This window comes from Halorussus gelatinilyticus, assembly GCF_023238445.1.
Taxonomy (GTDB): domain Archaea; phylum Halobacteriota; class Halobacteria; order Halobacteriales; family Haladaptataceae; genus Halorussus; species Halorussus gelatinilyticus.
Genome location: NZ_CP096658.1, coordinates 2,355,291 through 2,381,593 on the forward strand (window position 1 = coordinate 2,355,291; position 26,303 = coordinate 2,381,593).

A 26,303-nucleotide genomic window follows, 5' to 3' on the forward strand; every position below is an offset into this window, starting at 1 on the left:
CCATGAACGCGATTCACCAACTCGTCGTCGCGGCGCTCGTCGTCGTCGGGGGATTCTTCCTGCTGGTCGGCACGGTCGGCCTGATTCGGTTCCCCGACGTGTACAATCGGATGCACGCCAGCAGCAAGGCGGCCACGCTCGGCACCTCCTCGATGCTGCTGGCGGTGTTCGTCTACTACGGTCCGGAGGGCGCGGGCCTGACCTCGCTGGTCGGCATCGTCTTCCTGTTCGTGACCGCTCCGACCGGCGCGCACCTCATCTCGCGGTCGGCCCAGAAGATGGGCGTGCCGTTCTACGGGCAGGAGGCCGAGTGGCCCGAAGAACCGGACGAGTCCCGGTCGGACTGACAACTACTCGATCCGTATTGGAGTTCGCGTACTGTCGCTGTACTGAGTCTTAAGGGGGTTCGCGTACAATCGGTTCCCATGTACGACCGCGTGCTTCTCCCGACCGACGGTTCCGAGGCGGCGGAAGCCGCCGCCGAGCACGCCTACAGCCACGCCGACCGATACGACGCTGAACTGCACGTACTCCACGTCGTTCCCGAGAACGAGAGTACTTCTATCGTCGGGCGCGGCAACGAGCGCCTCGACACGCTCGAAGCGCGCGGCCACGACGCCGTCACCCCACTGGTCGAGGACGCCACTACCCGTGACCTCTCCGTGACGAGCGCTATCGAAGTTGGCACTCCGTATCGGAAAATCCTCGCCTACGCTGACGACCACGACATCGACCTCATCGTCATGAGTACCCACGGTCGGTCGGGCGTCGGCCGAGTAGTTATGGGGAGCGTCACTGAACGCGTGATTCGCGTGGGCGAACTGCCCGTCGTCGCCGTGCAACGGTCGTAGCAACCTCGTCACGAGAACGTAAGGTATCTTCCGCTTGGCCAACTACGGCCGCGTAATGGCCTCTGAAAGCGCCTCGGGGCAACTCTCTACCGTACTTCGATGGACCGACGAGCATCACCTCCATCACCAGATGCTCGTCGCTGCGCTACTCGGTATCTGCGTCGGCGTGGTCGCTACGACCTTCCGAGTCGTCTGGTTGGCACTCAAACACCAGCTCTGGACGACTCTCGACGGACTCGTCTGGCGGGTTATCGTCAGCACGGCAGCGGGGATTTTCATCGGCGCAATCCTCTACGCGACGTTCTATCCGGGAGCGCTCTCGGCGCTCGTTCAACAGTTTCACCGCGAGGGCCGAGTCGAAATGGCCGAGAACGTACCGGTCATCCCGGTCGGTCTTATCGGATTGATCGCCGGACAAAACGCTGGCCCCGAAGGGGTGATGAGCATCGTCGGCGGTTCGTTTGGGTCGAAGTTCGCCGAGGTGTTCGAGTTCGATAATTCGGTGAAGCTCCTCACGCTCGCAGGGATGGGGGCCGGATTCGGCACGATTCTCGGAGCCCCGATCGGCGGGGCGCTCCTCTGGCTCGAACTGCCCCACAAGCGCGGACTGGAGTACTACGAAGCTATCGTCCCGACGTTTATCGCGAGTTTCGCGGGTTACCTCACCGAAGTCCTGCTAGGCGGGATGGAACTCTTCCCGGCGTGGCGAGCGAGTTCGCTGATGCCGGTCGAACCGTGGCACTTGGCGGCTGCTATCGGAGTCGGTTTGATCTGCATTCCGTTCGGGTTCATCTACACGCACTCGTTCGCAGTTATCGGGCGTCTCTTCAACGAGTGGTCTCCGGCAGTGTACGTCCGCACGACGCTGGCGGGCCTCGGTATCGGCGTCTTGGGATACGCGCTTCCCCTGACCTACTTCTACGGTGGCTCGAAGATGAACGTCCTCCTCTCGAACTCGTTTTCGTTGGAGGTCCTGCTGTTGACCCTCGCAGGGACCATGGTTGCAGCGGCGCTCACGATTCACGGGAACTGGCTCGGTGGACTCATCATTCCCCACATGTTCATGGGAGCGCTAGTGGGCCAAGCGGCTGCACTCGTCGTGCCGGGCCTCCCGCCGATGTTCGGGATGTTGGCCGGGATGGCGGCGTTCAATTCGGTAGTGACGGCAACTCCCCTGTCGTCGGCGCTGATTGCGATTGCACTGACGAACGGTGCGAGCATCACGCCCGTATTTTTGGCCAGCTTGGTGGCGTTCGTCGGGAGTCCGAACGTCCAGTTTCTGGAGGTTGCGGCCCCGCGAAGCGAAGCACCGGCCTTCTACGCGAACGACGATTAGTACGGCGGTCCGAAGGTGCACCTACTCGTCTGCTCGATTCACGCTCCGAACCGAGGACGAATGCAGGGACAGTCCTGAGAAAATTCGTGGTACAACGTCCGCTTATCCGGCGAGACCAGTGAAACTCCGTCGCGCTACAGTTCGTCGGCCAACTGCTCGGCGACCTGCCACCCCAACTCGTCTTTCGTCCCCTCGTACTCGCGCGTGCTGTTCTCGCGGACGAACAGCGTCCGGGTCCGGTCGTCGCCCATCACGCCGGCGTCGTTGGCGACCACGAACGAGAGGGCCGCCCGGCGGAGCGTCCCGCGGGCCGCGGCGACCATCTCCTCGTCGTCGCCCGAGGTCTCGGCCTTGAACCCGACGATGGGGAGGTCACCGGCCTCGCGCACCCGGTCGATGAGTTTCGGCGTCGGCGTCAGGTCGAGCGTGAGGTCCTGTCCGGAGCGAATCTTCTCGTCCGCGGTCTCGACGGTGTAGTCCGAGACGGCCGCGGCCGAGACGAGCGCGTCGGCGGCCCCGCCCTCGACGCGGTCCAGCACCGCCTCGGTCATCTCCGCGGCGGTCTCGACCTCCGCGACTTCGGCGTAGGGTACGTCGTCGCCGTCGTGGACCAGCGTCACGTCCGCGCCGAGCGCGTAGCACGCCCGTGCGACCGCCCGACCGGTCTTGCCCGACGAGCGATTCGTGAGGGTTCGAACCGGGTCGATGGGTTCGCTGGTCGCGCCGCTGGTGACGACGACGTTCGCGCCCTCGAACCGGTCGGGCGAGGTGGCGCGCGCGACGTCGAGCGCGATGGCGTCCTCGGTCGCTATCTTGGCTTTCCCCTCCTCGATTCGGGGCTCTACGAACGCGACACCCCACGACTCCACGCGGTCGATGGCCTCCAGCACGCCCGGATGGTCGTACATCGGTTCGTGCATCGCGGGCGCGACGACGACCGGCACGTCCGCACCGAGCGCGGTCGTCGCGCAGGTCGTCACGGGCGAGTCGTCGATGGCTCCGGCCATCTTGCCGACGGTGTTGGCGGTCGCGGGCGCGACGAGCAGCACGTCGGCCCACCCCTCGCGGCCGCACAGTTCGACGTGTTCGACGCTCCCCGTAATCTCGGTCACGACCGGATTGTCGGTGGCGAACTCGACCGCCCACGGATGAACGATACCCTGCGCGCTGTCGGTCATCACCGCCCGGACCGACGCCCCGCGACGGCGAAGTTCGTGGGCCAGCTCGACTACTTTGACCGCCGCGATGCTACCGGTTACCCCGAGCGCGACGTTGACTCCCGCGAGCATTACCCGACGTTCGGTTCCTGATAGGTTAAAGAGGTGCGGGTTGCGGTCGGTCGAGACCGGCCGGACGCCTCGGACGGACCACGCACGCTATATTAAAAGATAGAAATCACGCATTGAAACAGTTGCAACGGTCGGGACGCACGCGTCGAAACCGATGGAACCGACGCACCCGTTAATGTACCCGTAGCACCAGGACACTCTCGTATGTCGGAGCAAACCGGAACCGAGAACATCGACGTAAGCGCGGCTTTCGACCTCCTCCGTGACGCGCGGCGTCGGGGGGTCATCTACACCGTGAAGCGAAACGGTCGGACCAGCGTCTCCGAACTCGCCCGGCGCATCGCGGCGTGGCAGTCCACCGACGGCGACGACGCGCCCGACCGCGATACCGTCGAGACGTCGCTCGTCCACGCCCATCTGCCGAAACTGGACGACGCGGGCGTCGTCGAGTACGATCGCGAGGAAGGCACCGTCGAATTCACCGAGACGACCTCGGACCTCGACCCGCTACTGGAGCGGACCCGCGAACGCGAACCGACGCTGGTCCGGGCCGCCCGAACGACCAACCTCGAACGCGCCCTCGAAATCTGAGTCTCGGTCGGTGGCGTTGGCCGGCCCGGCAGCTATCGAGTCTCGGGAAGCAGGAAGTAAGAAGAACTGTGCGGGGTTACGCCGCCGCTTCGTCAACCAGCACGTCGTCGTACTCGCCGGCGTCTACCTTCTCCTTGAACTCGCGGGCGTCGTCACCCTCGATGGTGACGCCCAGCGAGGCGCAGGTGCCGACGATCTCCTTCGCGGCGTTCTTGGTGTCGTAGGCGAGCAGGTCGGGCGACTTCTGCTCTGCGATCTTCCGAACTTGGTCGATGGAGAGGTCCGCGACGAAATCCTCTTGGGGTTCGCCGCTTCCGGTGTCGAACCCGGCCTCGTCTTTGATGAGCGCCGCCGTCGGCGGGACGCCCACTTCGATGTCGAAGCTACCGTCGTCCTCGACCGTGATGGTCACGGGGACTTCGGTACCGTCGAACGCCTCCGTCTGGTCGTTGATCTCGTTGACGACCTCCTGTACGTTAACCGGCGTCGGTCCGAGTTCGGGACCGAGAGGCGGACCGGGGTCCGCCTGCCCGCCGGGGACGAGTACTTCTATCGTCTCAGCCATACCTAAACGAACACTCCGGAGCGGTTTTAAGACTTGCTAAGTCAATCGTGTCCGTGTCGGCGGTGTGGGAGGGCGGGTCACCCCTGCGGTTCGGGGTGACGAGTCGGCGGCGTGGCGCAGACCGCGAATCGGCTGCGCGGCAGGGACCGCGAAGCGGCGGCGCGGCAGATGGAGGTGGTCGGCGCGCGAGGCCGAGAGCCGGTGGTGCCGGGTGACTGCCAAGAAAGAAAGGGTTTTTCGGCGCGCACGGCCCACTCTCCCCTAATGGGACTGGAGGAAGAAATCGAGAACCTCCGCGAGGAGATCGCCGAGACACCGTACAACAAGTCTACGGAGAGCCACATCGGACGGCTGAAGGCCAAACTCGCGGAGAAGAAAGAGAAACTCGAAAACCAGTCCTCCGCCGGCGGTGGCGAAGGATACCACGTCGAGAAACACGGCGACGCGACCGTCGCGTTCGTCGGGTTCCCGAGCGTCGGCAAGTCCACTTTGCTAAACTCGCTCACCGCGGCCGAGAGCGAGACGGGCGACTACGAGTTCACGACGCTCGACGTGAATCCCGGCATGCTCCAGTACAACGGCGCGAACATCCAGTTGCTCGACGTGCCGGGCCTCATCGAGGGCGCGGCCCAAGGGCGCGGCGGCGGCCAAGAGGTCCTGTCGGTCGTGCGCGCGGCCGACCTCGTGGTGTTCGTCCTCTCGGTCTTCGAGATAGACCAGTACGAGCGCCTCCGGAAGGAACTCTACGAGAACAAGATTCGGCTCGACCAGGAGCCGCCGAGCGTCAAGATAGCCAAGAAGGGCAAAGGCGGCATCCGAGTCACGTCGAGCGTGGACTTGGACCTCTCGGAGGACGTGGTCAAGGAGGTGCTCCGGGAGTACGGCTACGTCAACGCCGACGTGACCATCCGCGAGCAGTTGGACGTGGACCGCCTCGTGGACGGCGTGATGGACAACCGCGAGTACATCCCTTCCATCGTTACCGTCAACAAAGTGGACCTCATCGAACCCGACTACGTCGAGACCGTCAACGAGGACCTGCACGACCACGGCATCGACCCCGAGGAGGCCATCTTCATCTCCGCCGAGGAGGAGAGGGGTCTCGACTCGCTCAAAGAGACCATCTGGCAGGAACTCGGGCTGATGCGAATCTACATGGACAAGCCCGGCCGCGGCGTGGACAAAGAAGAGCCGCTGGTCCTGGAACGGGGTTCGACCGTCGGCGACGCCGCTCGGAAAATCGGCGGCAACATGGACGAGCGCTTCCGGTTCGCCCGCGTCAGCGGCCCGAGCGCCAAGCACGACGAGCAACAGGTCGGCAAGGAACACGAACTCGCCGACGAAGACGTCCTCCGACTCGTCGTCCGGAAGTGATGGCCGCCGACTCGCGGCGAGCGCTCGCGCTCCTCGCACTCGCCGCGCTCCCGTGGACCGTTCTCACGTCGGGCGATCTGGTCTTCGCGTGGGGGTTGGCCACGACCGACCCGATTCACGTCACGACGCTCTCGGACTACCTGCTGGTGTACACGCAGGGTCTCCCGAACCGACTGCTCGCGTGGCCCGTCGCGGTCCTGCTCTACCTCCTCGCGGTCGCCAACGCCGCGCTCGGGACCGTCGCCCCGGAGCGGGAGGACCGGCGCGTCACGGGCGGTCTCCTCGCGCTGGCGGGCGTCAGCGACCTCTGGTTCGCGCTCGGCCTTCGGACGCCGGGCCTGCTGGCGGTGCCGGTCGGAACCGTCCTTCTGTGGACCGCGGCGTGCTGGTTCCACTGGCCGGACCTGCGGACCGCGCTGTGGCAATAACTGTTCGTCCGTGCGTGCGCGCGTATCCACTCCGAGTCCTTCCGCGAACGGTACGCTTTTGCGCCGGAACCACCACGTTCGAACCGTCATGAACGCCACGCTCGACCACGTGATGATGCGCGTCGAGGACCTCGACGCGTCGCTCGACTGGTATCAGGACTACCTCGACTACGAGGAGAAAGGTCGTTGGGAGGCCGACACCTTCACGAACGTCTACCTCGGGCCCGAGGACGTCCACGAAGAAGGCGCGGTCCTCGAACTCACGTACAACCACGACGACCGGAGCTACGAGTTGGGCGACGGCTGGGGTCACATCGCGGTCCGCGTGGACGACGTGTACGACGCCTACGAGGGACTGATGGACGAGGGCGTCGAGGACTACCGCGACCCGGACTCCTGTGGCGGCTCCTACGCGTTCGTCAAAGACCCCGACGGCCACGAGGTCGAAATCGTCGAGCGCGATTACGGCGCGCGCTGGAGCCTCGACCACACCATGATTCGCGTCGAAGACGCCGACGAAGCGCTCGGCTGGTACACCCGAAAGCTGGAGTACGAACACACCGGCCGCTGGGAGTCCGACACCTTCGCCAACTACTTCATGAAGCCCGAAGGCGCGGCGGACGAGGCGATGGCGGTCGAACTCACGTACAACTACGACGGGCGCACCTACGACCTCGGCGACGCGTGGGGCCACCTCGCGGTCCGCGCCGACGACTTGCAGGACGACTGGGCGACGCTCATGGAACGCGACGCCGAGGACTTCCGCGACCCAGAGTCCTGTGACAACCGCTACGCGTTCACCAAGGACCAAGACGGCCACGAAATCGAAGTCATCGAGCGCGACGAGTAGCGACGCCTGCCGGTGTTCGGTCGTTGCCCCTCCTTTTTCGCAGATTACTCTCACCGAGAGCGAGTCGATGCTTCGTTGCCGTCTCGCCGTCAACCACTTCCGACGAAGTTCACCGAAGCGCATTCGCCCGGTCGATGGACGCTGCACCTATCGAGGAAATTACTCGATCCGAAACGCCGGTAATATCGGCTTACACGGCCGAAATCGGTTAATTCGAAGTGGCGTCGCCACAAGACACTTATAAATTATAGAGGTACCATTGAACCGCGCCCCTACCCACGGCGGCGGTAGCGAGTACGGGCTAGTCAGTTCGATGGGTCGCGGTCTCCCAGTCCGCGAAAGCTGCTGTCGCCGACCGAACGATCAATTCGAACCATGACAGCAACAACTCGAACAGTTCGCAGCGTTTTGCTGGTAGCGATGCTCGTCGGTTCGGCGTTGACGGGCACGGTCGCGTTCGGCGGCACGGCCGTCGCCGCGGACCTGACCGACGGTGAGCGCTACTGGCAAGGACAGACTATCCGAACGGAGAACGTACAGTACGACGAGAGCGCATCCCAGAGCGGTGCCGTCGGCAGCAACGTGAAGCTCGAAGTGATGCAGGTCGACAGCGACGGAGACACCACCGAACTCGCCAAGGAGGTCTTCACCAACGCCACCGGCGGGCTCACGCTCGAGACGACCGACCTGTCGGGCGACTATCGGCTCCAGACCGCTCAGAACGACTCCCTGATCGCCAACTTCTCGGTCGCGTCACAGGACCTGAACGCCTCGTTCCAAGAGAGCACCGTCGACAACCAGTTCGACACCTCGACGTCGCTCGTCCTCGAATCGCGGCGGGCCGGGTACAACGCCACTATCACCGCCGACGGCCTGACGCCGAGCGAGTTGCAGAACGTCCTGAACGAGGGCGACCAGTCTCCCGTTAGGACCGACGACGGCGTCGCCATCACCAACATCCAAACCGATACCCTTCGGGCGAACTTCAGCGGCATCGACGCCGGAAGCTACCCGTTCACCGTCGAGGTGAACGACACCGGTGCGACCGCCACAGCTACCATCGACGTCAGGCAGGGAGGTAACGCGGCAGCCACTTTCGCGGCGGACGGCGTCGTCTCGGAGCAGCGCGGCGACAACGCGACGTTCACCGTCAACTTCTCGAACGCCGACAGCGCCACCGTCTCCATCGGCGGCGACCCGGTCAACTGGAAGACCAACTTCACCGTTTACGACAACAACACGGACGGACGGGCGACGCTGCGGTTCAACACGTACGCGACCGGCGGCAGCGGCGACGACCCGAGGGCGTTCATCACCGCGGCGGGCGAAGACGAGATTGCGGTCCGCTCCGGTCAGGGAGTCTTCTCCGGGACGAATCTGAGTCCGGGCGGAATCGACGACCCCATCGGTACGGGCACCTACGAGATGACCGTCGGGGTTGGTAATTCGACCCAAGACGTGACCCAACTCGTCCTGCAGAACGGGTCGGTCGCGGGCGCGCAAGTCTGGACGCATCCCATCACGGAGACGGAGAACCTCCCCGAGGACGTCACTGGTCTGCTCGAAAACGTCGCCGCCAGCGATACGGTCGCCATGCGGGACCTCGCGGTGCTGCAGGTGCAAGCGTCGGGACTGTACGGAAACCTCACGAATCAGACTGTGCTCGACAGTGACCTCTCGGACTACTACGCACTGAACTTCACTCAGACCAACGCGGGCGCGAACGCCGAAGTGAACCGGTTCAACGGCTCGGCCGTCGAGGAAGTGTACTTCGACGAGGTGAACAACACGTTCTTCGCCGTCGTCGATACGCAGACCAACGGCATCGAAGTCGGCGACGAGTATCAGGCCTCGTTCAAGATAGCCCAGCGCAGTCCGCTCGTGACCCAGACCCGGACGGCCAACGCGACGTTTAGCGTCGTCGAGCGCACTCTCGACTTCACCGGACTGAACGAAAACGGCACGCTGACGATTCCCAGCGCCGAGACGAACATCACCGGCGAGACGAGCATCGCTCCGGGGACGACGTTCAACGTGCAGGTTCAGTCCGACCAGTTCGTCCGGACCGCACGAGCCACCGTCGGTCCGAACGGCACGTTCTCCGCTCCGTTCGACTTCAGTAGCGTCGAACCGGGGACGGAGGTTACGGTGTCGGCGACGGCCAACGGTGCGAACGCCGAAGTCGATGGACTGATCGCCGAGGGCGGCGCTGTCGGGACGACGACCCCGGCGACTACGACCGCGACGACGACCACTACGACCACCACGACAATCGAAACTACGACGACCACGACCACCACGACCGAAACGACGACCGAGACGACCACTGAAGGCGGCGGTGACGGCGGCATCCCCGGCTTCGGTGTCGGCGTCGCGTTCGTCGCACTCCTCACGGCGGCCCTGCTGGCGCTCCGGCGGAGTCGGTAAGGTCGCAGCTCGTTCTCTTTTTTCTCAGCCCCTCGTAGGATGCTTAGCTGGGAGGATGGCCCGAAATACGTGTCATCCGAGGACAGTACGCTTGGCTTACCTCCCGTCGAGCGCTCGAATCTCCGCGTCATCGAGCATTCTCGTTTGCCACTATTCTTTTATAAGTGAGGACGTCAGTTGACTCTCCCCCGCTCTCATCCGTCCGAAATTTCCTAAACTGGCTTCTAGAACGAATAGAAGCGCTCTGCGTAGAAAATAGGGCAAAACTCACGTTCTACGGAGACTCCCGGCAATGGTTGGCACGTTTCGCCTCTCTCGGCCCTTCAAGCGTCCGTTTCGCACCCCTCGGCAGCGTCGTGCGAAGGAGTAACGGGGCAATTCCGAGACCACAAAGCACTTATAACCGGCGCGTAACCTTTCATCCGTACCCCTACCCATGGTGGCAGTAGCGAGTACAGGTTGCCCACGCCCGGTGCGGTGCCGGGTTCCCCCGACGGGCAGCGGAAAGGTGCTGTCGCCGATCGAATAACCAACCCAACCATGACAACGACAAACAACAAACTTCGCAGCGTCTTCCTGACTGCGATGCTGGTCATGTCGGTCTTCGCCGGCACGGTCGCATTCGCAGGGACTGCCGCTGCAAACCACAGTACTTCCGCAGACGCGGAAATCGGCGAAAACTCGCCGATTTTCCAGGGCCAGGATGCGCTCCTGGACATTAGTGCAGCGAACACAGACGTAGAACTCCGCGCGAACACGAGCGACGGCTCGACGTACGTCGACGGTTACACGACGGACGCCGACGGCCACCTCGTGATCGAGACGGAGAACCTCGAAGGTAACTACTTCTTCCGGTACGGTTCCGGAACGACGGTTCCCTTCGAGGTCGTCGAACAGACCACCGAGTGGTCCGCCAACCGGACCAACGTGACGACCGACAACGGGAACATCTCGTTCAAGCTCGCGGACACGAACCGACCCGGAGCCTCCGTGGTCGAAGTGAACTCCTCGGGCTACGACGTCAACAACACCTTCAGCGTCAACGAGAAGGGTAGCGTCTACGCGAACTTCTCGGGTGCTGACCCCGGTTCCTACGACGTCACCCTCAACGTGACCGACACCACCGCCGAGACGACCTACACGGTCAACGTCTCGGAGGCCGCTGACGACGACGCGACGTTCACCCAATCTGTCTTCAACGAGCAGCGCGGTGACGTCGCCTCCATCTCGCTCAACCTGACCTCGACGTCGAGGGCCGACGTCTACGTCGGTGCCAGCGACGTCAATTACCAGCAGCGGATCAACGTCCAGGACAGTAACGACGACGACGAGCAGGTCACGGTCCTGTTCAACACCTACCGCTCCAACAAGTCCGTCTACGTCACTGCCGAGGGTGACGATACGGCGTCCATCGACAACAGCTGGGACGGTCAGAACAACGTCAGCAACCCCCTCGCAAGCGGGAACTACCCGCTGAACGTCACGACTGACGGCAACATCGACAACGAGCTCGACGTTGCGACCCTGAGCATCGGTCAGCGCTCGACCGACGCCGCTCGCTCGTGGGTCGCCCCGAGCAACAGCCTCAGCGGAAACGACCTCGGTCCGAGCGACGTGACCGACGTCGTCTCCAAGAGTAGCGCGGTCGCCTCCGGCGACTACGCAGTCGTGCAGGTCGAAGCGTCCGGCCTCTACGGATCGTTCAACGACTCGAACACGAACTGGAAGCGTGCCGGTCTCGACCTGACGGTCGAACAGGCTGACGCTGGCGTCAACGCTGACCCGATCAGCTTCAACGCCTCCAACAAGAGTGTGAAGACGATCGTCGACGGCCAGAACAACACGTTCTACGTCGTCATCCCGACCAACCAGATCGACTACGAGGGTGACGACTCCACCGAGCAGCTCCCGACCGGTGAGTGGAACGCCACGTTCACGGTTGACAAAGCCTTCAACGTTGTGAGCGACACACAGACCGTCTCGACGACCTTCACGGTCGAAGAGAAGTCGGTCACGCTGAACGAAGGTAACGACATCACTGTCGGCCAGCGCCTGACCAACGTTTCCGGTCAGACCAACCTCGCGCCCGGTACGACGGTGACCGTCGAAGCTCGCTCCGGCGGCCAGTTCCTCAAGACCACGCAGGTCGAAGTCGGCTCCGAAGGGATGTTCACTGCGTCCTTCGACTTCAGTGACGTCTCGAACGGGACCGAGTTCTCGGTCTCGACCCGGAACGACTTCCCCGGCAGCAGTGACGAAATCAACGGCATCGTGAACGTCAACGCGGTCGATCAGACCGAGACCACGACGAGTGGTAACGTGACGACGACCACGACGACGACCACGACGACTACGACGACTACGACGACCACGACCGCGGACACCACGACTACGACGTCCACCACCGAGGACACCACCACTAAGACCACCACGGGCGGTGGCAACAGTGGCATCCCCGGCTTCGGCGTCAGCGTGGCTCTCGTCGCGCTCGTCGCTGCCGCGCTGCTGGCTCTCCGCCGCAGCAACTAAGCGTAGCTAACTAACCACCGGATCTTCCGGTTTCGCGGTTTCCATTTTTCGCGTACTCGACTCGGTAGCGGCGGCGCTGTCGGGCGAAGAAACGAACCGTTTCCGTACGCTAACCTTCCCGTACTCCGAGGCGGCCAGAGCCGTCAACTCTTTATCCGGGGACCGCTTTGACACCGGTAACAGTGACTTCCGCGTTGACAGACGGACTCGCGTGGCTCGCGGTCGGGTTGTTCGCCGCGGCGACCGCGCTCGACTGGTACGACGACGGCCACGGACGCGGCCGGGCGCGCTACCTCGGGTCGGCCGCGTGGGTCGTCTTTGGCGTCTTCTGGCTCGCGTTGTTCCCCCACTTCGCGTTCGAGCAGAAGAGCTTCGTCGAGGGAGCGTTGAGTCTCGCGGCGCTTCCCGCCTGTCTCTACACGGCGTACCTGCTCGCGCAGGGCCGCGAGACGCTCTTTCTGCTCTCGCGGGCGGTCGCGTTCATGGGTCTCATCTACATGCCGTTCACGATGATTCCGTCCGCGAAGACGTGGCTCATCGAAACCGTCGCGTGGCAGGGCGGGTTCGTGATGGAGCAGTTGGGCTACGAGTTCCAGATTATCCAGCACGGGAGAGGTCTCGACGGGACGTACCGTTTCGACAACCCTACCCACGGCGTGTTCACCGTCAACGTCCTGCTGGCGTGTACCGGCATCGGAAGCATGGCCATCTTCGGCGGTCTCATCGCCGCGGTTCGGGCACCGCTCCGCCGGAAACTCAAGGGTATCGCCATCGCCATCCCGATCATCTGGGCGCTGAACCTCGTCCGGGTCGTGTTCATCACGCTCGCGTTCAGTCAGCAGTGGCTCCAGATATTCGTGGAGCCGACGGTCGCGCTGGTCGGCTACGAGAACCCGAACATGGTGTCGTACTTCATCTCCGACCGCGTGCTGGCCCAGAGCCTCTCGGTGGTCGCACTGGTGGGTATCGCGTGGGCCGTCGCCCGCGAGGTGCCGGAACTGCTGACGGTCGGCGAGGACGTGCTGTACATCGTCACCGGCGACGAGTACGACCTCCACGACGCCGTCGGTACCGATCGCCCGCTAGCGACCGACGGCGACGGGCGGTAGAAGGTACCTCGCTCGGTTCCCTTATTCTACGTCGAGCAGGTCCGCGGGAGCGTCCGCCAGTTCGCGCAGCGCGTCGGCTTCGATGTGGTGCAGTTCGCCCGGTACCACGAGCAGGTGGAGCGGGTCGCCGAACTCCCGATCGGCGAGCGCCGAGATGCGGTCGGCGGTCACGAGCGGGTCGGGACTTCCGGCGCGCGCGACCACGACCGCCAACAGGTCGGGGTACTCGTCGGCGAGCAGGTCCGCGGCGTGGTCTGCGGTCATGTACTCGTCGTTGCGGGCCTTGATGTCGAGGTAGACCAGCGTGTGGAGGCCGCGCTCGCGGTTCTCGTCGATTGCGTCGGTGACGCTCGCGGGGACCCCGTCCGCGCCGTGAGCGTACTCGAAGGGGAGGGTCGTCGCCTTGCCGAACCGGTAGTTTTGGAGACCGGTGAGTCCACTGGCGGCGGACTCGGCGGTCGGCGCGTGGACGACGCGGGTATCGATACCGCGCTCTTCCGCCCGGAGTCGCAGATCGACGTGCGTGGTCGAAATCATGGTGTCGCCCGCAGTGAGGAACACCGCGTCGCCGTCTTCGGCCGCCCGGAGGATGGCCTCGGGGTCCTGCTCGACGCCCGCGCGGTCCCGGACTTCGACGGCGGTGTCGTGGTAGTTTTCGAGGTCCTCGACGGTCGCTCCGAGGAGTTTGCTGGTGTAGAACTCGGCGAACACGCGGTCGGCGTCGCGGACGGCCTCGCGGCCCTCGACGGTTATCGAGCGCTCGTCGTAGAGACCGAGTCCGACGAATGTGAGCATACCGGGTGTAGGCGTCCGCGGTTGCTATAGCCTTTCGAGTGCGATTCGGGAAGCGTCACGCTTACCGGCCCCTGGGAGAACCGATAGACATGGAAGTGCCGTGCGTCCGCGTCGCGCGTGAGCGAGGCGAGGAGACCCGACGCCGGTTGGCAGACGACGGACTGCTCGCGGCCGAGTTCGAAATCGAGGTCGAGGACGGCTACCTCTACCTGCCGGTGACCGACGCCGAGGCGGTGCCCGACGACCTCGACGCGGACGTCGTCTCCCGGTCGGTCGGGGAGCGCGAGACCCCCGACACCCCCGCGGACTTGCTCGGCTTCGAACCCACCTACGAGCGACTCGGCGACATCGTCATCCTCGACGAGGACGACCCGGAGCGCGCCCGCGAAATCGCCGACGCCGTGGTGGCCTCCGACATCCCGGTCGAGACGGTCGTCAACCGCGCCTCGAAGGTGAAAGGAGAGCTACGCGTCCGCGACTGGGAGGTGCTGGTCGGCGAGAGCACCGAGACCGTCCACCGGGAGTACGGCTGTGAGTACCTGCTCGACGTGGCCGAGGTGTACTTCTCGCCGCGCCTCGCCACCGAACGTCACCGCGTCGCCGAACAGGTGAAGTCCGGCGAGCGCGCCTTCGACATGTTCGCCGGGGTCGGCCCCTTCGTCGTCCCGTTCGCCGAGCGCGGTGCGGAGGTCGTCGGCGTGGACCTGAACGAGAAGGCCGTCGAGTACCTCCGGGAGAACGCCCGCCGGAACGACGTGGCGGAGCGCGTCACCGCGATTCACGGCGACGTCCGAGACGTAGTCTCGGGCTCGTCGGACGTGTCCGACGGTGTCCGGGAGGTCGCGACCGACTACGCCGATTGGGCCGACCGCGTGGTGATGAACCTGCCCCACAGCGCCGACGAGTTCCTCGATTCGGCGGTCGAACTCGCGGGCGACGACTGCGTGGTCCACTACTACGACATCCAGCACGAGGACGACCCCTTCGGGCCGGGCGAAACCGCGATTCGGGACGCGGCCGAACCGGAGTACGAGGTCGAAGTCGAGACGCGCCACGTCGTCCGGTCGTACGCGCCCCACGAACTCAACGTCTGTCTCGACGTGCGACTGTCTCGCTAACGGCGGGCGATTCCGCAATCCTTAAGCCGATTCTCCCGACTATATTCGAGTGCGCACTGCGACGCGCCGGTGTAGCTCAGACTGGCTAGAGCGATTCCTTCGTAAGGAATAGGCCGAGGGTTCAAATCCCTCCACCGGCTCTTCTACTCCGAACTACTCGCCGAGCGACGGGTCTCCGATTCGATGCGCACGCCGACACGCCGAACGTTTTTGTCCGCCCTCTGAGAGGGACGAGTATGCGAGTATTCGTTTCGGCAGACATGGAGGGCATCACCGGCGTCGCGGCCGCCGAGGACGTGGTCCGCGGCGAACCCGAGTACGAGCGCGGGAAGGAACTGCTCCACGGCGACGTGAACGCCGCCGTCGAGGGCGCGTTCGCCGGCGGCGCGACCGACGTGCTGGTCAACGACTCGCACTCCTCGATGCGCAATCTGGACCGGGAAGCCGTGGACGACCGGGCGACGCTCGTCCGCGGGAACACCAAGCCCCGGTCGATGATGCAGGGGGTGGCCGACCGCGACTGCGCGCTGTTCGTCGGCTACCACGCGAAGGCCGGGACGCCCGAGGCGGTCCTGAACCACACCTTCTTCGGTCAGGCACTGCTCCGACTCCGGGTCGGCGACGACGAAGTCGGGGAACTCGGCTGGAACGCTCGGCTCGCGGCCGCGGAGGGCGTCCCCGTCGGTCTCGTCACCGGCGACGACGCGACGGTCGCCGAAGCGCGCGACGAACTCGGCGACGCGCCCGAGACCGTCGCCGTCAAGGAGGGCATCGACCGGTTCACCGCGGCGTGTCGCCCGGCGAGCGAGACGACCGAGGAGATTCGGTCGGCGGCCCGGCGCGCGGTCGAGCGCGCGGCGGACGGCGACGTCGAGGTTCCGGACGTGGAGTCGCCGACCAGAATCGAGGCCGACTGGGCGACGACCAACCCCGCGGCGCGCGCTGCGGGGTCGCCGAACGTCGAGCGCGCGGGCGGCCGGACCACCGCCGTCGAAGCCGCCTCGTACCCCGAGACCTACGAGGCGACCGTCGCCATGCTCCGGGCGGGCGGCGCGGGCCGCGACGAGTTCTACGGTTAGGTCTCGGGACTCGCGCCGACCGCGGAGAACTCGCGCACGTCCTCGCGTTCGACGCCCTCGAACTCGAGCGCGAACTCCGGGCCGAACGCCGACGCCGGCGTCTGGTAGCCCGCTTGGACCTCGCCGGAGACGACTCGGCGGGCGGCCTCGACCGCGGTCCGGGCGGTCAGGTCGTAGGTGTCGGGCGTCCGCATCCTGGCCGCGAACCGGTTCCCGTCGTCGTCTTCGACCTCGCCCCAGACCCGCGCGGAACTCCGGGCGCGCTCCTCGGCGGTCGGTCCCGAGACGGTCGCGTCGATGACGGCTTTCATCGCGCGCTGGAACGGCTTCGACCCGAATATCGGAGCCAGCGGGCCGGTCTTGGCCATCACCGTCGCGGCGTACTCCGGCACCGTGGCGTACGTCTCGACGTTCTCGATACCGGTGGTGTAGTACGCCGACGACACGTCGCCCCACGGAATCGTCACCGCGGTTTTGGGACCACGCCCGAAGTCGAGGCGCCGGGTCTTCCACGCCGCCGGGACGGTCCGAATCTCGCCGTCCCGTCTGACCGCGCCCGGTCGGGTCAGGCCCTCCACGATGGACTTGGCGGTGCCGGGCGAGAACGTCCCCATCCCGTCGATGGCGAGCGTGAGTTTGGTCGCCGACGGGAGTTCGGTGGCGATGTAGCCCGCGAGGCAGTCGGTCGGCACCACGTCGAACCCCACGGCCGGGAGCAGGGTCACGTCGCTCGCCTCGGCCTCGTTGGCGCGTCCCGCGACGGCTTCCAACACGTCTATCTCGCCGGTGATGTCGAGGTAGTCGGTCCCGGCGTTCAGGCACGCCGAGTAGAGCGGTTCGGCGGTCTTCGAGAACGGGCCGGCGCAGTTCAGTACCGCCGAGAATTCCTCGACCTGTCGCTCGATTACTTCGGGGTGCTGGAGGCTGAACACCCGGTGGTCGAGGCCGAGGTCGGTCGCCTGTCGCTCGACCTTCTCGGCGGTCCGGCCCGCGAGGACCGGCGTCAGCCCTTCGTCCACCGCGGTCCGGGCGACGAGCGCGCCGGTGTAGCCGTACGACCCGTAGATGAGCAGTTCGTCGGTCACGGTGGGAGTTGAACGGTGAGGCGTAAAACTCGCGGGGCCGACGCCCGACCCGCGGAATCGAAGCCTACGCAAACTCTATAGGACGGAAGACGCTGTTCGATGGCCGAGCGCGCGTCCGCTCCGCGGAGCGGACGCGCGCTGGTCGTTCGTCTCGAACTCGTAGGCCAGACGGGTTCGGCCGTCTCGCCCGGCGGTTCTCAGTCGTCGCTCTCTGCCGCCGTCTCGTCGGCGTCGTCGGTCACGGTCGGGTCCTCGTCGTCACCCGTCGACGAGTCGCCGGTCTCCGACGACTCGCCGAGGTCCGCCTCGTCTTCGGCGTCGCCGGTGGACTCGTCGCTCTTGGACTCGGACCCGTCGTCCGCGTCCGATTCGTGCTCGTCGTCATCGTCCACCGCGTCCGACACGTCGGTCACGTCGCGCTGGTCCACGTCGGCGGCGTCCGCGTCGCTCTCGATTTCCGGCGCGGTGTCGGACTCCTCGACGTCGGCGTCGGTGGTGTTCACGACCTCCTCGCCGGTGGCGTGGTCCGCGTCGCGCTCGCCCGGTTCCACCGCGTCCTCCACGTCCGGCGAGGTGGTGGCGACCTCCGAGAGGTCGGACTCGTCGCGCCCGGTGGTCGTCCCGGACTCGCCGGTCGCCCCGAACCCGCCGGACCGCCGCTGTGCGAGCGCGACCCCGACCCAGAACAGGCCGGCGAGCGCCTGCACGACGCCGCGCTTGCGGTCGCCCCGTAGGAAGGTCCGTCCGGCGCGGACCAGCGAGACGACCCCGGAGGCGGCCGCGAGGTTGCCCGACTCTGCCTGCCGGGCCAGCGCCGGCCCGACCGACTCCGCGAGCGACCCGAGTCGCGCCGCGAATCCGTTGCTCCCTTCGTCTAGCGTCTCGGTGACGGCGTCGGAAGAACTCACGTCCGAGACGACGGGAGCGACGTAAAAAGGCGTGGTGGCGGTCGGCCGTCAGTCGGCGCTCGCGTCGAGCAGGCGAACGAGTCGGTCCCGGCCGCACGCCGCGTACTCGTAGTCGAACGTCTCGACCTCGTGGGTGAGGGTACCGGACCAGTCGGTCTCACGGATGGCGTCGGCCAGCACTCCGAAGTCGAGTTTGCCGAGACCGACCGGCAGGTGTTCGTCCTCGTCGTCGCGCCGGGTGTCGTTGACGTGGACGTGCGCGACGCGCTCGCCCCACTCCCTGAGCAGGTCGGCCTGTTCGGTGAGCGACTGGCCGGTCACGTGCGCGTGCCCGGTGTCCAGACACGCCACCGCGTCGGTCCGCTCGAACAGTTCGGGGAAGTCGCTCGCGTCGTGGAAGTCGGTCTTCAGGTTCTCGACGCACGCAGTGAACCCTCGTTCGCTGGCGTACTCGTCGATTCGTCGGACCGACTCGTAGATTCGCGCTCGAACCTCGTCGCGGTCCCACTTCGCAGGGTGGGCGAGCGAAACCGCGTGAAAGACGCCCTTCTCGGCACCCAACTCGACCGCCGCATCGATTGTAGCCTCCAGTTCCCGGACTGCTCCCTCCCGGACGTGTTCGTGGGGCGACGCCGCCGCGAGTCGGTACGGTAAGTGGACGAGCAGGTCCACGTCGCGCTCGGCGGCCGCCCGGCGGACGGACGCGGCGTCCACTCGTTCGCGCTCGAACGCGTAGTCCATATTGAGTTCGACGTAGTCGAAGTCGCGTTCGAGTGCCACGTCGAGCGCCGCGTCGAGGTCGGCAGGCCACTCCACGAGGAAGCCGTGTCGAACGTTCATAGACCAACCGACTCACCGGCGACTCATCAAAGCGAGGGAGAGCGCCGCCCGTCCGCGGCAGTCGTCCCGTCAGTTCATCTTCTCGCCGCAGTTCCTGCACTTCACCTGCTCCTTGCCGGTCGGCGAGCGCGACACTTCCAACGCCCCGCCGGTATTGCACTCCGGACAGACGCTGTTGCCCGTCTCGGCGGCCTGCTGGCGGGCCATCCACGCCACCGTGCGTTCGAGTTGCGCCACTCGGTCGGTCAGCGCCGCGACCGTGGCCTCCAACTCCGCTACGCGGTCGGCGTCGGTGTTGGCGTCGGCATCGGCGTCGCCGTCGGCCGCCGTGGGGAACGAGCCGTCGGTCGAAGCGTCGTCGTCGGTCGTGGGAGAGTCTGAACTCGTCACGGAAATCGTCGTTCGGACGGTGAGCGGCTTGGTAACACGAATTACGTTCCAGCGACAAAAAAGGCCCGCCGACTCCCGTCGGTCGCGCAGGTTTTCCCGACGCCAAGAATTAACTCGGACGATTCCCTAGACAGGATGCTGCGGGCCGCTGCTATTCGGCCGGACTCTGCACAACACAGGAGACAGAATGGTCACCGACCAACAACTCCGACGAAGCAAAACGATTCAGCAGCGAACCGGCAGAACCTTCCACTTCGCCACGCGGTTGCTCCCGAAGCGGATTCGCCAGCCGACTTACGTCCTCTACGCGTTCTTCCGCGTCGCGGACGAGGTCGTAGACGGCGTGACGGACGCACCGCCCGAGGAGCAACGCGAGCGACTCGAACGACTCCGAGCGGAGGCACTGGGCCGAAAAGAGACCGACGACGACGTTCTCGCGGCGTTTCAGGAAGTCAGCGAGGAACGCGGGATTCCCGACGAGGAGATCGAGATCTTCATCGACGCGATGCTCTCGGACATCGAGAAGAATCGCTGGGAGTCCTACGACGAACTGGCGGAGTACATGCGCGGGTCGGCCGCCGCGGTCGGTGTGATGATGCAGGCCGTGATGGGCGTCGAACACCCCGAGCGCGCGAAACCGCACGCGGTCGCGCTCGGCGAGGCGTTCCAGTTGACGAACTTCCTGCGCGACGTGCGCGAGGATATCGAAGACCACGACCGCATCTACCTGCCCGGCGACACCCGCGACCGCCACGGCGTCACGGAGGCCGACGTTCGGCGTTGCAACCCGACCGACGGTTTCCGGGCCGCGATGGCCGACGAGTTACGACGCGCCGAACGAAAGTACCGCGAGGGCGTCGCGGGCATCGAGTATCTGCCCGAGGACTGCCAGTTTGCGGTGCTGTACGCCGCGGTACTCTACGCCGAGCATCACCGCCTCATCCGGGCGTTGGACTACGACGTGTTCTCGTCGCCCCCGGAGGTGGGGGCGTTCCGCGCGGCGTGGCTCTGGGCGAAGACGCGCTGGCACTGGCAGAAGTCCCGCGACCCCGTCACGGTGTTTCGGGCGGTCAGCGCCATCCCGAAGGCCGAGGGTGGACACGCGAACCACCAACACGATTGGACGCCGCAGGCCGACTGACTCGGCCGAGGCGTCCGACTTTCGAGCGGAGAGAACGACCGCTTAGCGCACGCTCAGTCGTGCCGGAAACACCGTCAGAGGCAAACTCTGACGAGCCTCACCTCGCTCCGCTCGGTGAGACACCGGAAGACAAACCGCGTCTTCCGAGCTTTAGACGACTCCTTCGCTAACGCTCAGTCGTGTCTAAAGCACCGCTGACCGGTGAACACCATCGCCATGTCGTGTTCGTCGGCGGCCTCGATGACGTCGTCGTCGTTGACCGACCCGCCGGGCTGAATCACGGCCTCGATGCCCGCCTCGGCGGCGGCCTCGATGGCGTCCGGGAAGGGGAAGAAGGCGTCGCTGGCCATGACCGCGCCCGCGGCGGACTTGCCCTCGGCGTCCTTCTCGGCCTTCATCTTCGCTATCTCGACGGCGTCCACCCGCGAGACCTGCCCCGCGCCGACGCCGACCGTCTCGGTGCCGTCGGCGAACAGGATGGCGTTGGACTTGACGTGCTTGATGGTCTGCCACGCGAACAGCAGGCTCTCGTACTGGTCCTCGGTGGGTTCGCGCTCGGTCACGACCTCCAGTTCCTCGCGAGTCGGGGCTTGCAGGTCGCGCTCTTGGACGAGTCGGCCGCCCACGAGGTCCTTCTCGGTGGTCGTCTCCGTGACTTCGCCGAAGTCCGCCTCGTCGCCCGCGTCGAGAACGCGGAGATTGTCCTTCTCGAACAGGGTATCGAGCGCGTCGTCGGTGTACCCCGGCGCGACGACGACCTCCTTGAACGAGTCGGTTACCTGCTCGGCGGTCGCCTCGTCGCACTCACGGTTCAGGGCGACGATGCCGCCGAACGCGCTCTTGGGGTCGGTAGCGAGCGCGTCCTCGTAGGCGTCCGCGAGGGTGTCGGCCGTCGCGCACCCCGCCGGGTTCGTGTGCTTGATGACCGCGGCCGCGGGGCGGTCGAACTCCTTGACCAGATTCAGCGCGGCGTCGGCGTCGTTGTAGTTGTTGTAGCCCATCCCCTTCGCGCCCTCGTTGCGTTGGGGCGCGTCCACGACGCTGGCCTCCTCGCAGGTTGCGTCGCCGTAGAGCGCGGCGTCCTGATGCGGATTCTCGCCGTACCGGAGGTCGGCTACCCGGTCGGCGGATTCGAGTTTTCGGACCGGGAACCGACCGTCATCGTCGCCCTCGATGCGGACCGCGCCCACCTCGGCGTCCACGTCGAGTCGGCCCTCGGCGAACCATCGGACGGCCCGCGGGTAGGCCTTGAACTCGCCCTCGTAGAGGACGCGCTCTTTCAGGTCGCTCTCGTCGTCGCCCTCGTAGACCGGCACCGGCTCTTGGGTGACGATGGGACCGCCGTCCACCTCGCTCTCCACGACGTTCCCCTCCTCGTCGGTGGCGTCGGTGACGACGTGGACCGTACAGCCGGTGGCCTTCACGCCCGCGTCGAGGACCTGCTCGTGGGCGTCCGTGCCGGGAAACGACGGCAGGAGCGACGGGTGGACGTTCAGCGTCGTGGGCATCTCGTCGAGGAAGGCGTCCGAGAGGATACGCATGTAGCCGTCGAGACACACCAACTCGAAGTCGTAGTCGGCGAGCGCGGCGACGACGCGTTGCTCGTGGTCGCGCCGACTCTCGCCCTCCTCGCGGGCGACGACTTCGGTCGGAATCCCGCGCTTCTCGGCGTCGTCCAGCACGGGCGCGTCCGGGTCGTTGGTCAGGACGACGCCCAGTTCTGCGCCGCCGGGCGTGCGGTCGGCGATGTGGAGCAGGTTCCGTCCGCGGTTGCTGGCGAGTCCAGCGATGCGAGTCATGTTCGAATCCCCGCCAGCGGAGGAAAAAGGCATTGCGGTCTCGCCCCGCGAGATATACACGAACGAGCATATTTCCGGCGTCGTTTCTCTCTATCTCTCCGCTTGTATGCATGACCGTGACGAGTCGGACCGACACGCTTTTGCCGCCCGCCCCGGCAGATTGCCACATGAACACCCTCTACGCCGTCTCGCCGCTGGACGGTCGGTACGCCGGTCGGACCGACGGCCTGCGCGAGTACGCGAGCGAGGCCGCGCTCATGCGCGCTCGCGTGCAGGTCGAAGTCGAGTACCTGATCGCGCTGGCGGACCTCGACGCGACGCCGCTGGAACTGAGCGACGACCACCGCGAGTACCTCCGGACGCTCTACGAGGAGTTCGACGAGTCGGACGCCGAACTGGTCAAGCAGATAGAGACCGAGGGGTACGGCGACTACTCGGCGACCAACCACGACGTGAAGGCCGTCGAGTACTTCGTTCGGGAACGCGTCGGCGACCCGGCGTTGTCCCACGTCGTCCCGTGGATTCACTTCGCGCTGACCAGCGAGGACGTGAACAACCTCGCCCACCGCCTGCTGGTGAAGGGGGCGGTCGAGAACGTCCTCCTGCCGAACCTCCGGTCGGTCCGCGGTCTGCTCGCCGACCTCGCCCGCGAGCATCGAGACGTGCCGATGCTCGCGCGCACCCACGGCCAGCCCGCGACCCCGACCACCTTCGGCAAGGAGATGGCGGTGTTCGCGTCCAGACTCGGCCGGGCCATCGGTCGCGTGAAGGACGCCCGCGACGGGCTTCAGGGCAAGCTGGCGGGCGCGTCGGGCACCTACGCGGCCCACGTCGCGGCCTACCCCGACGTGGACTGGCCCGCGTTCGCTCGGGAGTTCGTGGAGGGGTTGGGACTCGAACAGGCTCCCCTGACCACGCAGGTCAACCCCTGCGACGACCTCGCCGAACTGTTCGACGCCCTCCGTGGCGCGAACAACGTCCTGCTGGACTTGGACCGCGACGCGTGGCGCTACGTCAGCGACCGCTACCTCGGACAGGAGGCAACCGAGGGCGAGACCGGTTCCTCGACCATGCCCCACAAGGTCAACCCCATCGACTTCGAGAACAGCGAGGGCAACCTCTCGAAGGCCAACTCCGACCTCGTGTTCCTCGGCGACTACGTGACCTCCTCGCGCCTCCAGCGCGACCTCTCGGACTCGACCGTCAAGCGAAACATCGGCGCGGCGTTCGCCTACTGCCTGCTGGGCTACGTCAAGCTACAGGCCGGACTCGGCAAGGTCGTGCCCGACGAGCAGGTCATGCGCGAGGACCTCGAATCGACGCCCGAAATCATCGGCGAGGCGGTCCAGACCATCCTCAGACGCGAGGGCCACACCGACGCCTACGAGCGCGTCAAGGACCTCACGCGCGGCCGACGCGTGACCTTGGACGACTTCCGGGACCTCTTCGAGGAGTTGGACGTGGACGAGGACACGCGCGAGGAGTTGCTCGACCTGACGCCCGCCGGGTACACGGGTGCCGCCGGGCAGATGGTCGAAAATGCTTACGAATAAGAGTATTCTATATCGAACAGTAATCGAACGTGGATTTTAGCAGAGTACCTTCTGGTTAGGGAGCCCAGTTTTTCTCGTCTAACCAAGTCGAAGGCCAACAAAGTCCATAACCCAGATAGCCTAAGACGACTCCTACAGCATTTAACACAGAGTTGTTGAATTTCCTGAGAAATTGCGATATCCCAACCGCAGTCATCCCTAGGATATACAGAGGGAGGAACAGAATCCGTATCCACTGAGCAATGTTCTTCCGCTGAGGGGACACCACGATGTACTTAGATGATAGCAAACCATAGAAATTTTTCGTCGAATTAAAGGAGTGTGCGGTAATCAACCACACAGTTATGCTTCTCTACACGACGTTCGTCACCGGCATCGGAGTCCTCGAACACCACGTCGTCTCGGAGCGGTCGCCGAGTCGATTCGCTGGGTGAGAAGTAAAGTCTCCCACTCGTTTCGCTCGCCGGTCCGGGGGTCGAGCGGACGAAACCCGACCCGTCATCCCGGCGAAACGAATTTATAAACTGCGATACACCTCCGAGTATGAGCGACACCCTCCACTTCGGTCTCTTCTTGGTAGGCATCTGCCTGCTGACCGGCGCGATGGTCGTCGGCGTCGGCGCGTTCGAGTACGAAGTCGAATCGCTCGGGACCGTCGAGGAACTCCCGGACAACACGCGCTCGGTCGTCTCCTACGGCGACCTGTCGGCGAGCGACCAGCGAACCGTCGAGCGAGTAATAGCGGGCGAGCGAGTCGTCGTCCGCGACCCCAGCGGACTGCCGGGGCCGCGCAAGAGGAAGGGGAAGCTGGCGGTCAATCGCGGCGGCGAGACGTATCTCGTCACCCGTCGCATCTTCTTCAACTGGCGGTCCGAGTTCGGCATGGGCGCGATAGCGATGGCCCTCGCGGGTCTCGCCGTCGTCAGCGAAGCGGTCCGGCGACACCACTTCCCCCACCGGACCGCAGTGTGGACGCACCGCTGATTCCGCCTCGCGCCGGGTCGGACCTCAGTAGTTCACCTTCACGTTGAAGGTGTGCTTGAGATAGTAGTCGTCGGAGTCCCACCCGCCGCTGTAGAAGTTCCCCTTCGAGACGACGTCGAGCAGGTCGTACTGGCCGCTCCCGGTGGCTTCCTGATCGACCCAACAGGAGCTACCGGGCTTCATGCCGTTGGTGTTCTGGCGGGCGTCGCTGGTGTTGAACTCCTCGTTCCACGTCGCGTAGTTGCCGCTCGGACTCGACTCGTCGATGGTCGTGACCGCCGGCTGGGTGTAGCTCCAGCCGAGGTTCACGCCGCTGGTCCCGACCGTGACGTTGATGCTCTGGCTCCCGTCGTGGGTGCCCAGCGGGTCGTACTCGTTCAGGTCGGCGTTGCCCATGTCGTTCTTGCTCCAGTCGTGTTTCGGTTCGCCCACGTCGTTCACCCAGTCGGAGCCGTACTTCTGGACGCCGGGTTCCATCACGAAGAAGTGCTTGACGGCGTAGGCGTCCTGCGACGAGTCGCCGTCGCCGTCCAACTGCTTCAGATCGACGTTGTTCGTGACGCACCCGTAGGGGTCCTTGCAGAAGTCGGCCTCGTCGTGGAGGACGTCGCCCCACGAACTGCTCTGGGTGGTGACGCCGTCGCGGGGCGAGACGCGGTCGAATGCGGTGGCGCGCTCGACGGCCTTCCCGTGGAGTCGCGCGGCCGACCCTGCGTCGCCCGCGACGCCGGTGTACTGGCGCGGAATCCCGTTCGGGTCGATCTTGTACGAGTACGCGACGACGGTGCCCTCCTCGGGGATGGGGTCCGAGACGACCGGCGTTACGTCGAGGTCGCCGCCGCGGGCGTTGTACTCCGCGCGAGCCGACCGGCGAATCTCGGCGATGCGGTCGGCAGAGATGCCGTTCGAGAAGTCGGCTTTGGCGACGTGGGCGTCGCTCTCCGGCGGCCCGCGAGCGGCCGCGCCGCTCGCGGCGACTGCCGCGCCGCTCAACGCGACGCCGGTCGCGCGCAGGAACGTTCGACGGTCGGTGCGAGTCGAGTGAGACGAATCGTCTGTCATGCGACAGAGCATATTCCACACCTAAATAACTTATAATTAATAACGTATATTGTTGTTAACTATTGTGCTAGTCGGACGAAATTGGTCGCTCTTCGCGCGGCGCATCGGTGACGAAGTGGAGGAGAAAACGGAATATCGACTTATAGACACGCTATAGAAATGCTTTACGACGGTATACCGACTTCTCCCCGAAGCGTGAC

The 26,303-nt window shown here is 65.3% G+C and carries 24 protein-coding genes and 1 tRNA gene; 16 read left to right on the top strand and 9 right to left on the bottom strand.

Going from position 1 to position 26,303, the window contains the following annotated elements; translation table 11 throughout:
- The first annotated feature begins 2 nt into the window (after nucleotides 1–2).
- The 3 genes from mnhG (at nucleotide 3) to M0R88_RS12120 (ending at nucleotide 2,187) form a co-directional block, all read left to right on the top strand.
- Nucleotides 3–347, top strand: coding sequence for a monovalent cation/H(+) antiporter subunit G (gene mnhG / locus M0R88_RS12110; RefSeq protein WP_248653764.1), 345 nt, complete (start codon nucleotides 3–5; stop codon nucleotides 345–347).
- Nucleotides 348–425: 78 nt separating this feature from the next.
- A complete protein-coding gene (locus tag M0R88_RS12115) occupies nucleotides 426–851 on the top strand; it encodes a universal stress protein (RefSeq protein ID WP_248653765.1) in 426 nt (141 codons plus the stop codon).
- Between the two features lie 55 nt (nucleotides 852–906).
- Nucleotides 907–2,187, top strand: coding sequence for a chloride channel protein (locus M0R88_RS12120; RefSeq protein ID WP_248653766.1), 1,281 nt, complete (start codon nucleotides 907–909; stop codon nucleotides 2,185–2,187).
- Nucleotides 2,188–2,321: 134 nt separating this feature from the next.
- Here M0R88_RS12120 and coaBC read toward each other — a convergent pair whose 3' ends face one another.
- Entirely contained in the window at nucleotides 2,322–3,476 is a 1,155-nt protein-coding gene (coaBC, locus tag M0R88_RS12125) for a bifunctional phosphopantothenoylcysteine decarboxylase/phosphopantothenate--cysteine ligase CoaBC (protein WP_248653767.1), read from the bottom strand.
- 204 nt (nucleotides 3,477–3,680) lie between these two features.
- Between coaBC and M0R88_RS12130 the strand changes: the two genes are divergently transcribed.
- Nucleotides 3,681–4,067 (top strand): DUF7344 domain-containing protein, encoded by a 387-nt coding sequence (locus tag M0R88_RS12130; RefSeq protein WP_248653768.1) that lies wholly within the window; start codon nucleotides 3,681–3,683, stop codon nucleotides 4,065–4,067.
- 76 nt (nucleotides 4,068–4,143) lie between these two features.
- Here M0R88_RS12130 and M0R88_RS12135 read toward each other — a convergent pair whose 3' ends face one another.
- A complete protein-coding gene (locus M0R88_RS12135) occupies nucleotides 4,144–4,632 on the bottom strand; it encodes a 50S ribosomal protein L11 (RefSeq protein ID WP_248653769.1) in 489 nt (162 codons plus the stop codon).
- A 264-nt stretch (nucleotides 4,633–4,896) separates the two neighbouring features.
- Here M0R88_RS12135 and M0R88_RS12140 point away from each other — a divergent pair, with 264 nt between their 5' ends.
- The 6 genes from M0R88_RS12140 to artA all read left to right on the top strand — a co-directional run bounded on the left by M0R88_RS12140 (nucleotide 4,897) and on the right by artA (nucleotide 13,349).
- Complete coding sequence (locus M0R88_RS12140) at nucleotides 4,897–6,006, top strand: OBG GTPase family GTP-binding protein (RefSeq protein ID WP_248653770.1); 1,110 nt, start codon at nucleotides 4,897–4,899, stop codon at nucleotides 6,004–6,006.
- Nucleotides 6,006–6,434 (top strand): TIGR04206 family protein, encoded by a 429-nt coding sequence (locus M0R88_RS12145; RefSeq protein WP_248653771.1) that lies wholly within the window; start codon nucleotides 6,006–6,008, stop codon nucleotides 6,432–6,434. The genes M0R88_RS12140 and M0R88_RS12145 overlap by 1 nt, the downstream gene beginning before the upstream one ends.
- Before the next feature lie 88 nt (nucleotides 6,435–6,522).
- Nucleotides 6,523–7,284: a VOC family protein gene (locus M0R88_RS12150; RefSeq protein ID WP_248653772.1), complete on the top strand. Its 762-nt coding sequence runs from the start codon at nucleotides 6,523–6,525 to the stop codon at nucleotides 7,282–7,284.
- A gap of 420 nt (nucleotides 7,285–7,704) precedes the next feature.
- Nucleotides 7,705–9,711, top strand: coding sequence for a BGTF surface domain-containing protein (locus tag M0R88_RS12155; RefSeq protein WP_248653773.1), 2,007 nt, complete (start codon nucleotides 7,705–7,707; stop codon nucleotides 9,709–9,711).
- Nucleotides 9,712–10,251: 540 nt separating this feature from the next.
- Nucleotides 10,252–12,240 carry a DUF7827 domain-containing protein gene (locus M0R88_RS12160; protein ID WP_248653774.1) on the top strand — a complete coding sequence of 663 codons (1,989 nt, stop codon included), beginning with the start codon at nucleotides 10,252–10,254 and terminating at the stop codon, nucleotides 12,238–12,240.
- Nucleotides 12,241–12,422: 182 nt separating this feature from the next.
- Complete coding sequence (artA, locus tag M0R88_RS12165; RefSeq protein WP_248653775.1) at nucleotides 12,423–13,349, top strand: archaeosortase A; 927 nt, start codon at nucleotides 12,423–12,425, stop codon at nucleotides 13,347–13,349.
- A gap of 21 nt (nucleotides 13,350–13,370) precedes the next feature.
- On the opposite strand, the gene dph5 is transcribed toward artA, so the two are convergent.
- Nucleotides 13,371–14,144, bottom strand: a complete 774-nt coding sequence (dph5, locus tag M0R88_RS12170) for a diphthine synthase (protein WP_248653776.1) — start codon at nucleotides 14,142–14,144, stop codon at nucleotides 13,371–13,373.
- Nucleotides 14,145–14,233: 89 nt separating this feature from the next.
- On the opposite strand from dph5, the gene M0R88_RS12175 reads away from it, so the two are divergent.
- The 3 genes from M0R88_RS12175 (at nucleotide 14,234) to M0R88_RS12185 (ending at nucleotide 16,341) form a co-directional block, all read left to right on the top strand.
- Nucleotides 14,234–15,262: a class I SAM-dependent methyltransferase gene (locus M0R88_RS12175; RefSeq protein ID WP_248653777.1), complete on the top strand. Its 1,029-nt coding sequence runs from the start codon at nucleotides 14,234–14,236 to the stop codon at nucleotides 15,260–15,262.
- Nucleotides 15,263–15,327: 65 nt separating this feature from the next.
- Nucleotides 15,328–15,402: transfer RNA gene (locus M0R88_RS12180), tRNA-Thr, on the top strand.
- A 96-nt stretch (nucleotides 15,403–15,498) separates the two neighbouring features.
- On the top strand, nucleotides 15,499–16,341 hold the full coding sequence (locus M0R88_RS12185) for a M55 family metallopeptidase (protein WP_248653778.1): 843 nt from the start codon (nucleotides 15,499–15,501) through the stop codon (nucleotides 16,339–16,341).
- Here M0R88_RS12185 and M0R88_RS12190 read toward each other — a convergent pair.
- From M0R88_RS12190 to M0R88_RS12205, 4 genes are all read right to left on the bottom strand, one after another.
- Nucleotides 16,338–17,426 carry a saccharopine dehydrogenase family protein gene (locus tag M0R88_RS12190; RefSeq protein WP_248653779.1) on the bottom strand — a complete coding sequence of 363 codons (1,089 nt, stop codon included), beginning with the start codon at nucleotides 17,424–17,426 and terminating at the stop codon, nucleotides 16,338–16,340. The genes M0R88_RS12185 and M0R88_RS12190 overlap by 4 nt on opposite strands.
- Before the next feature lie 197 nt (nucleotides 17,427–17,623).
- Nucleotides 17,624–18,334, bottom strand: coding sequence for an MSCRAMM family adhesin SdrC (locus M0R88_RS12195; protein WP_248653780.1), 711 nt, complete (start codon nucleotides 18,332–18,334; stop codon nucleotides 17,624–17,626).
- A 48-nt stretch (nucleotides 18,335–18,382) separates the two neighbouring features.
- The gene (locus M0R88_RS12200) at nucleotides 18,383–19,174 is read right to left on the bottom strand and encodes a sugar phosphate isomerase/epimerase family protein (RefSeq protein WP_248653781.1); all 792 of its coding nucleotides are present in this window, start codon (nucleotides 19,172–19,174) and stop codon (nucleotides 18,383–18,385) included.
- A 69-nt stretch (nucleotides 19,175–19,243) separates the two neighbouring features.
- Nucleotides 19,244–19,564: a hypothetical protein gene (locus M0R88_RS12205; protein ID WP_248653782.1), complete on the bottom strand. Its 321-nt coding sequence runs from the start codon at nucleotides 19,562–19,564 to the stop codon at nucleotides 19,244–19,246.
- Between the two features lie 187 nt (nucleotides 19,565–19,751).
- Between M0R88_RS12205 and M0R88_RS12210 the strand changes: the two genes are divergently transcribed.
- On the top strand, nucleotides 19,752–20,705 hold the full coding sequence (locus M0R88_RS12210) for a phytoene/squalene synthase family protein (protein ID WP_248653783.1): 954 nt from the start codon (nucleotides 19,752–19,754) through the stop codon (nucleotides 20,703–20,705).
- A gap of 173 nt (nucleotides 20,706–20,878) precedes the next feature.
- Here M0R88_RS12210 and purH read toward each other — a convergent pair whose 3' ends face one another.
- Nucleotides 20,879–22,504, bottom strand: coding sequence for a bifunctional phosphoribosylaminoimidazolecarboxamide formyltransferase/IMP cyclohydrolase (gene purH, locus M0R88_RS12215; RefSeq protein WP_248653784.1), 1,626 nt, complete (start codon nucleotides 22,502–22,504; stop codon nucleotides 20,879–20,881).
- Between the two features lie 167 nt (nucleotides 22,505–22,671).
- Between purH and purB the strand changes: the two genes are divergently transcribed.
- Together purB and M0R88_RS12225 are read left to right on the top strand one after the other, a co-directional pair.
- Nucleotides 22,672–24,057, top strand: coding sequence for an adenylosuccinate lyase (purB, locus tag M0R88_RS12220; RefSeq protein ID WP_248653785.1), 1,386 nt, complete (start codon nucleotides 22,672–22,674; stop codon nucleotides 24,055–24,057).
- Between the two features lie 543 nt (nucleotides 24,058–24,600).
- On the top strand, nucleotides 24,601–25,041 hold the full coding sequence (locus M0R88_RS12225; protein WP_248653786.1) for a DUF7979 domain-containing protein: 441 nt from the start codon (nucleotides 24,601–24,603) through the stop codon (nucleotides 25,039–25,041).
- Between the two features lie 24 nt (nucleotides 25,042–25,065).
- Here the strand turns inward: M0R88_RS12225 and M0R88_RS12230 are convergent, their stop codons facing one another.
- Nucleotides 25,066–26,103: a hypothetical protein gene (locus M0R88_RS12230; RefSeq protein WP_248653787.1), complete on the bottom strand. Its 1,038-nt coding sequence runs from the start codon at nucleotides 26,101–26,103 to the stop codon at nucleotides 25,066–25,068.
- Nucleotides 26,104–26,303 lie beyond the last annotated feature (200 nt).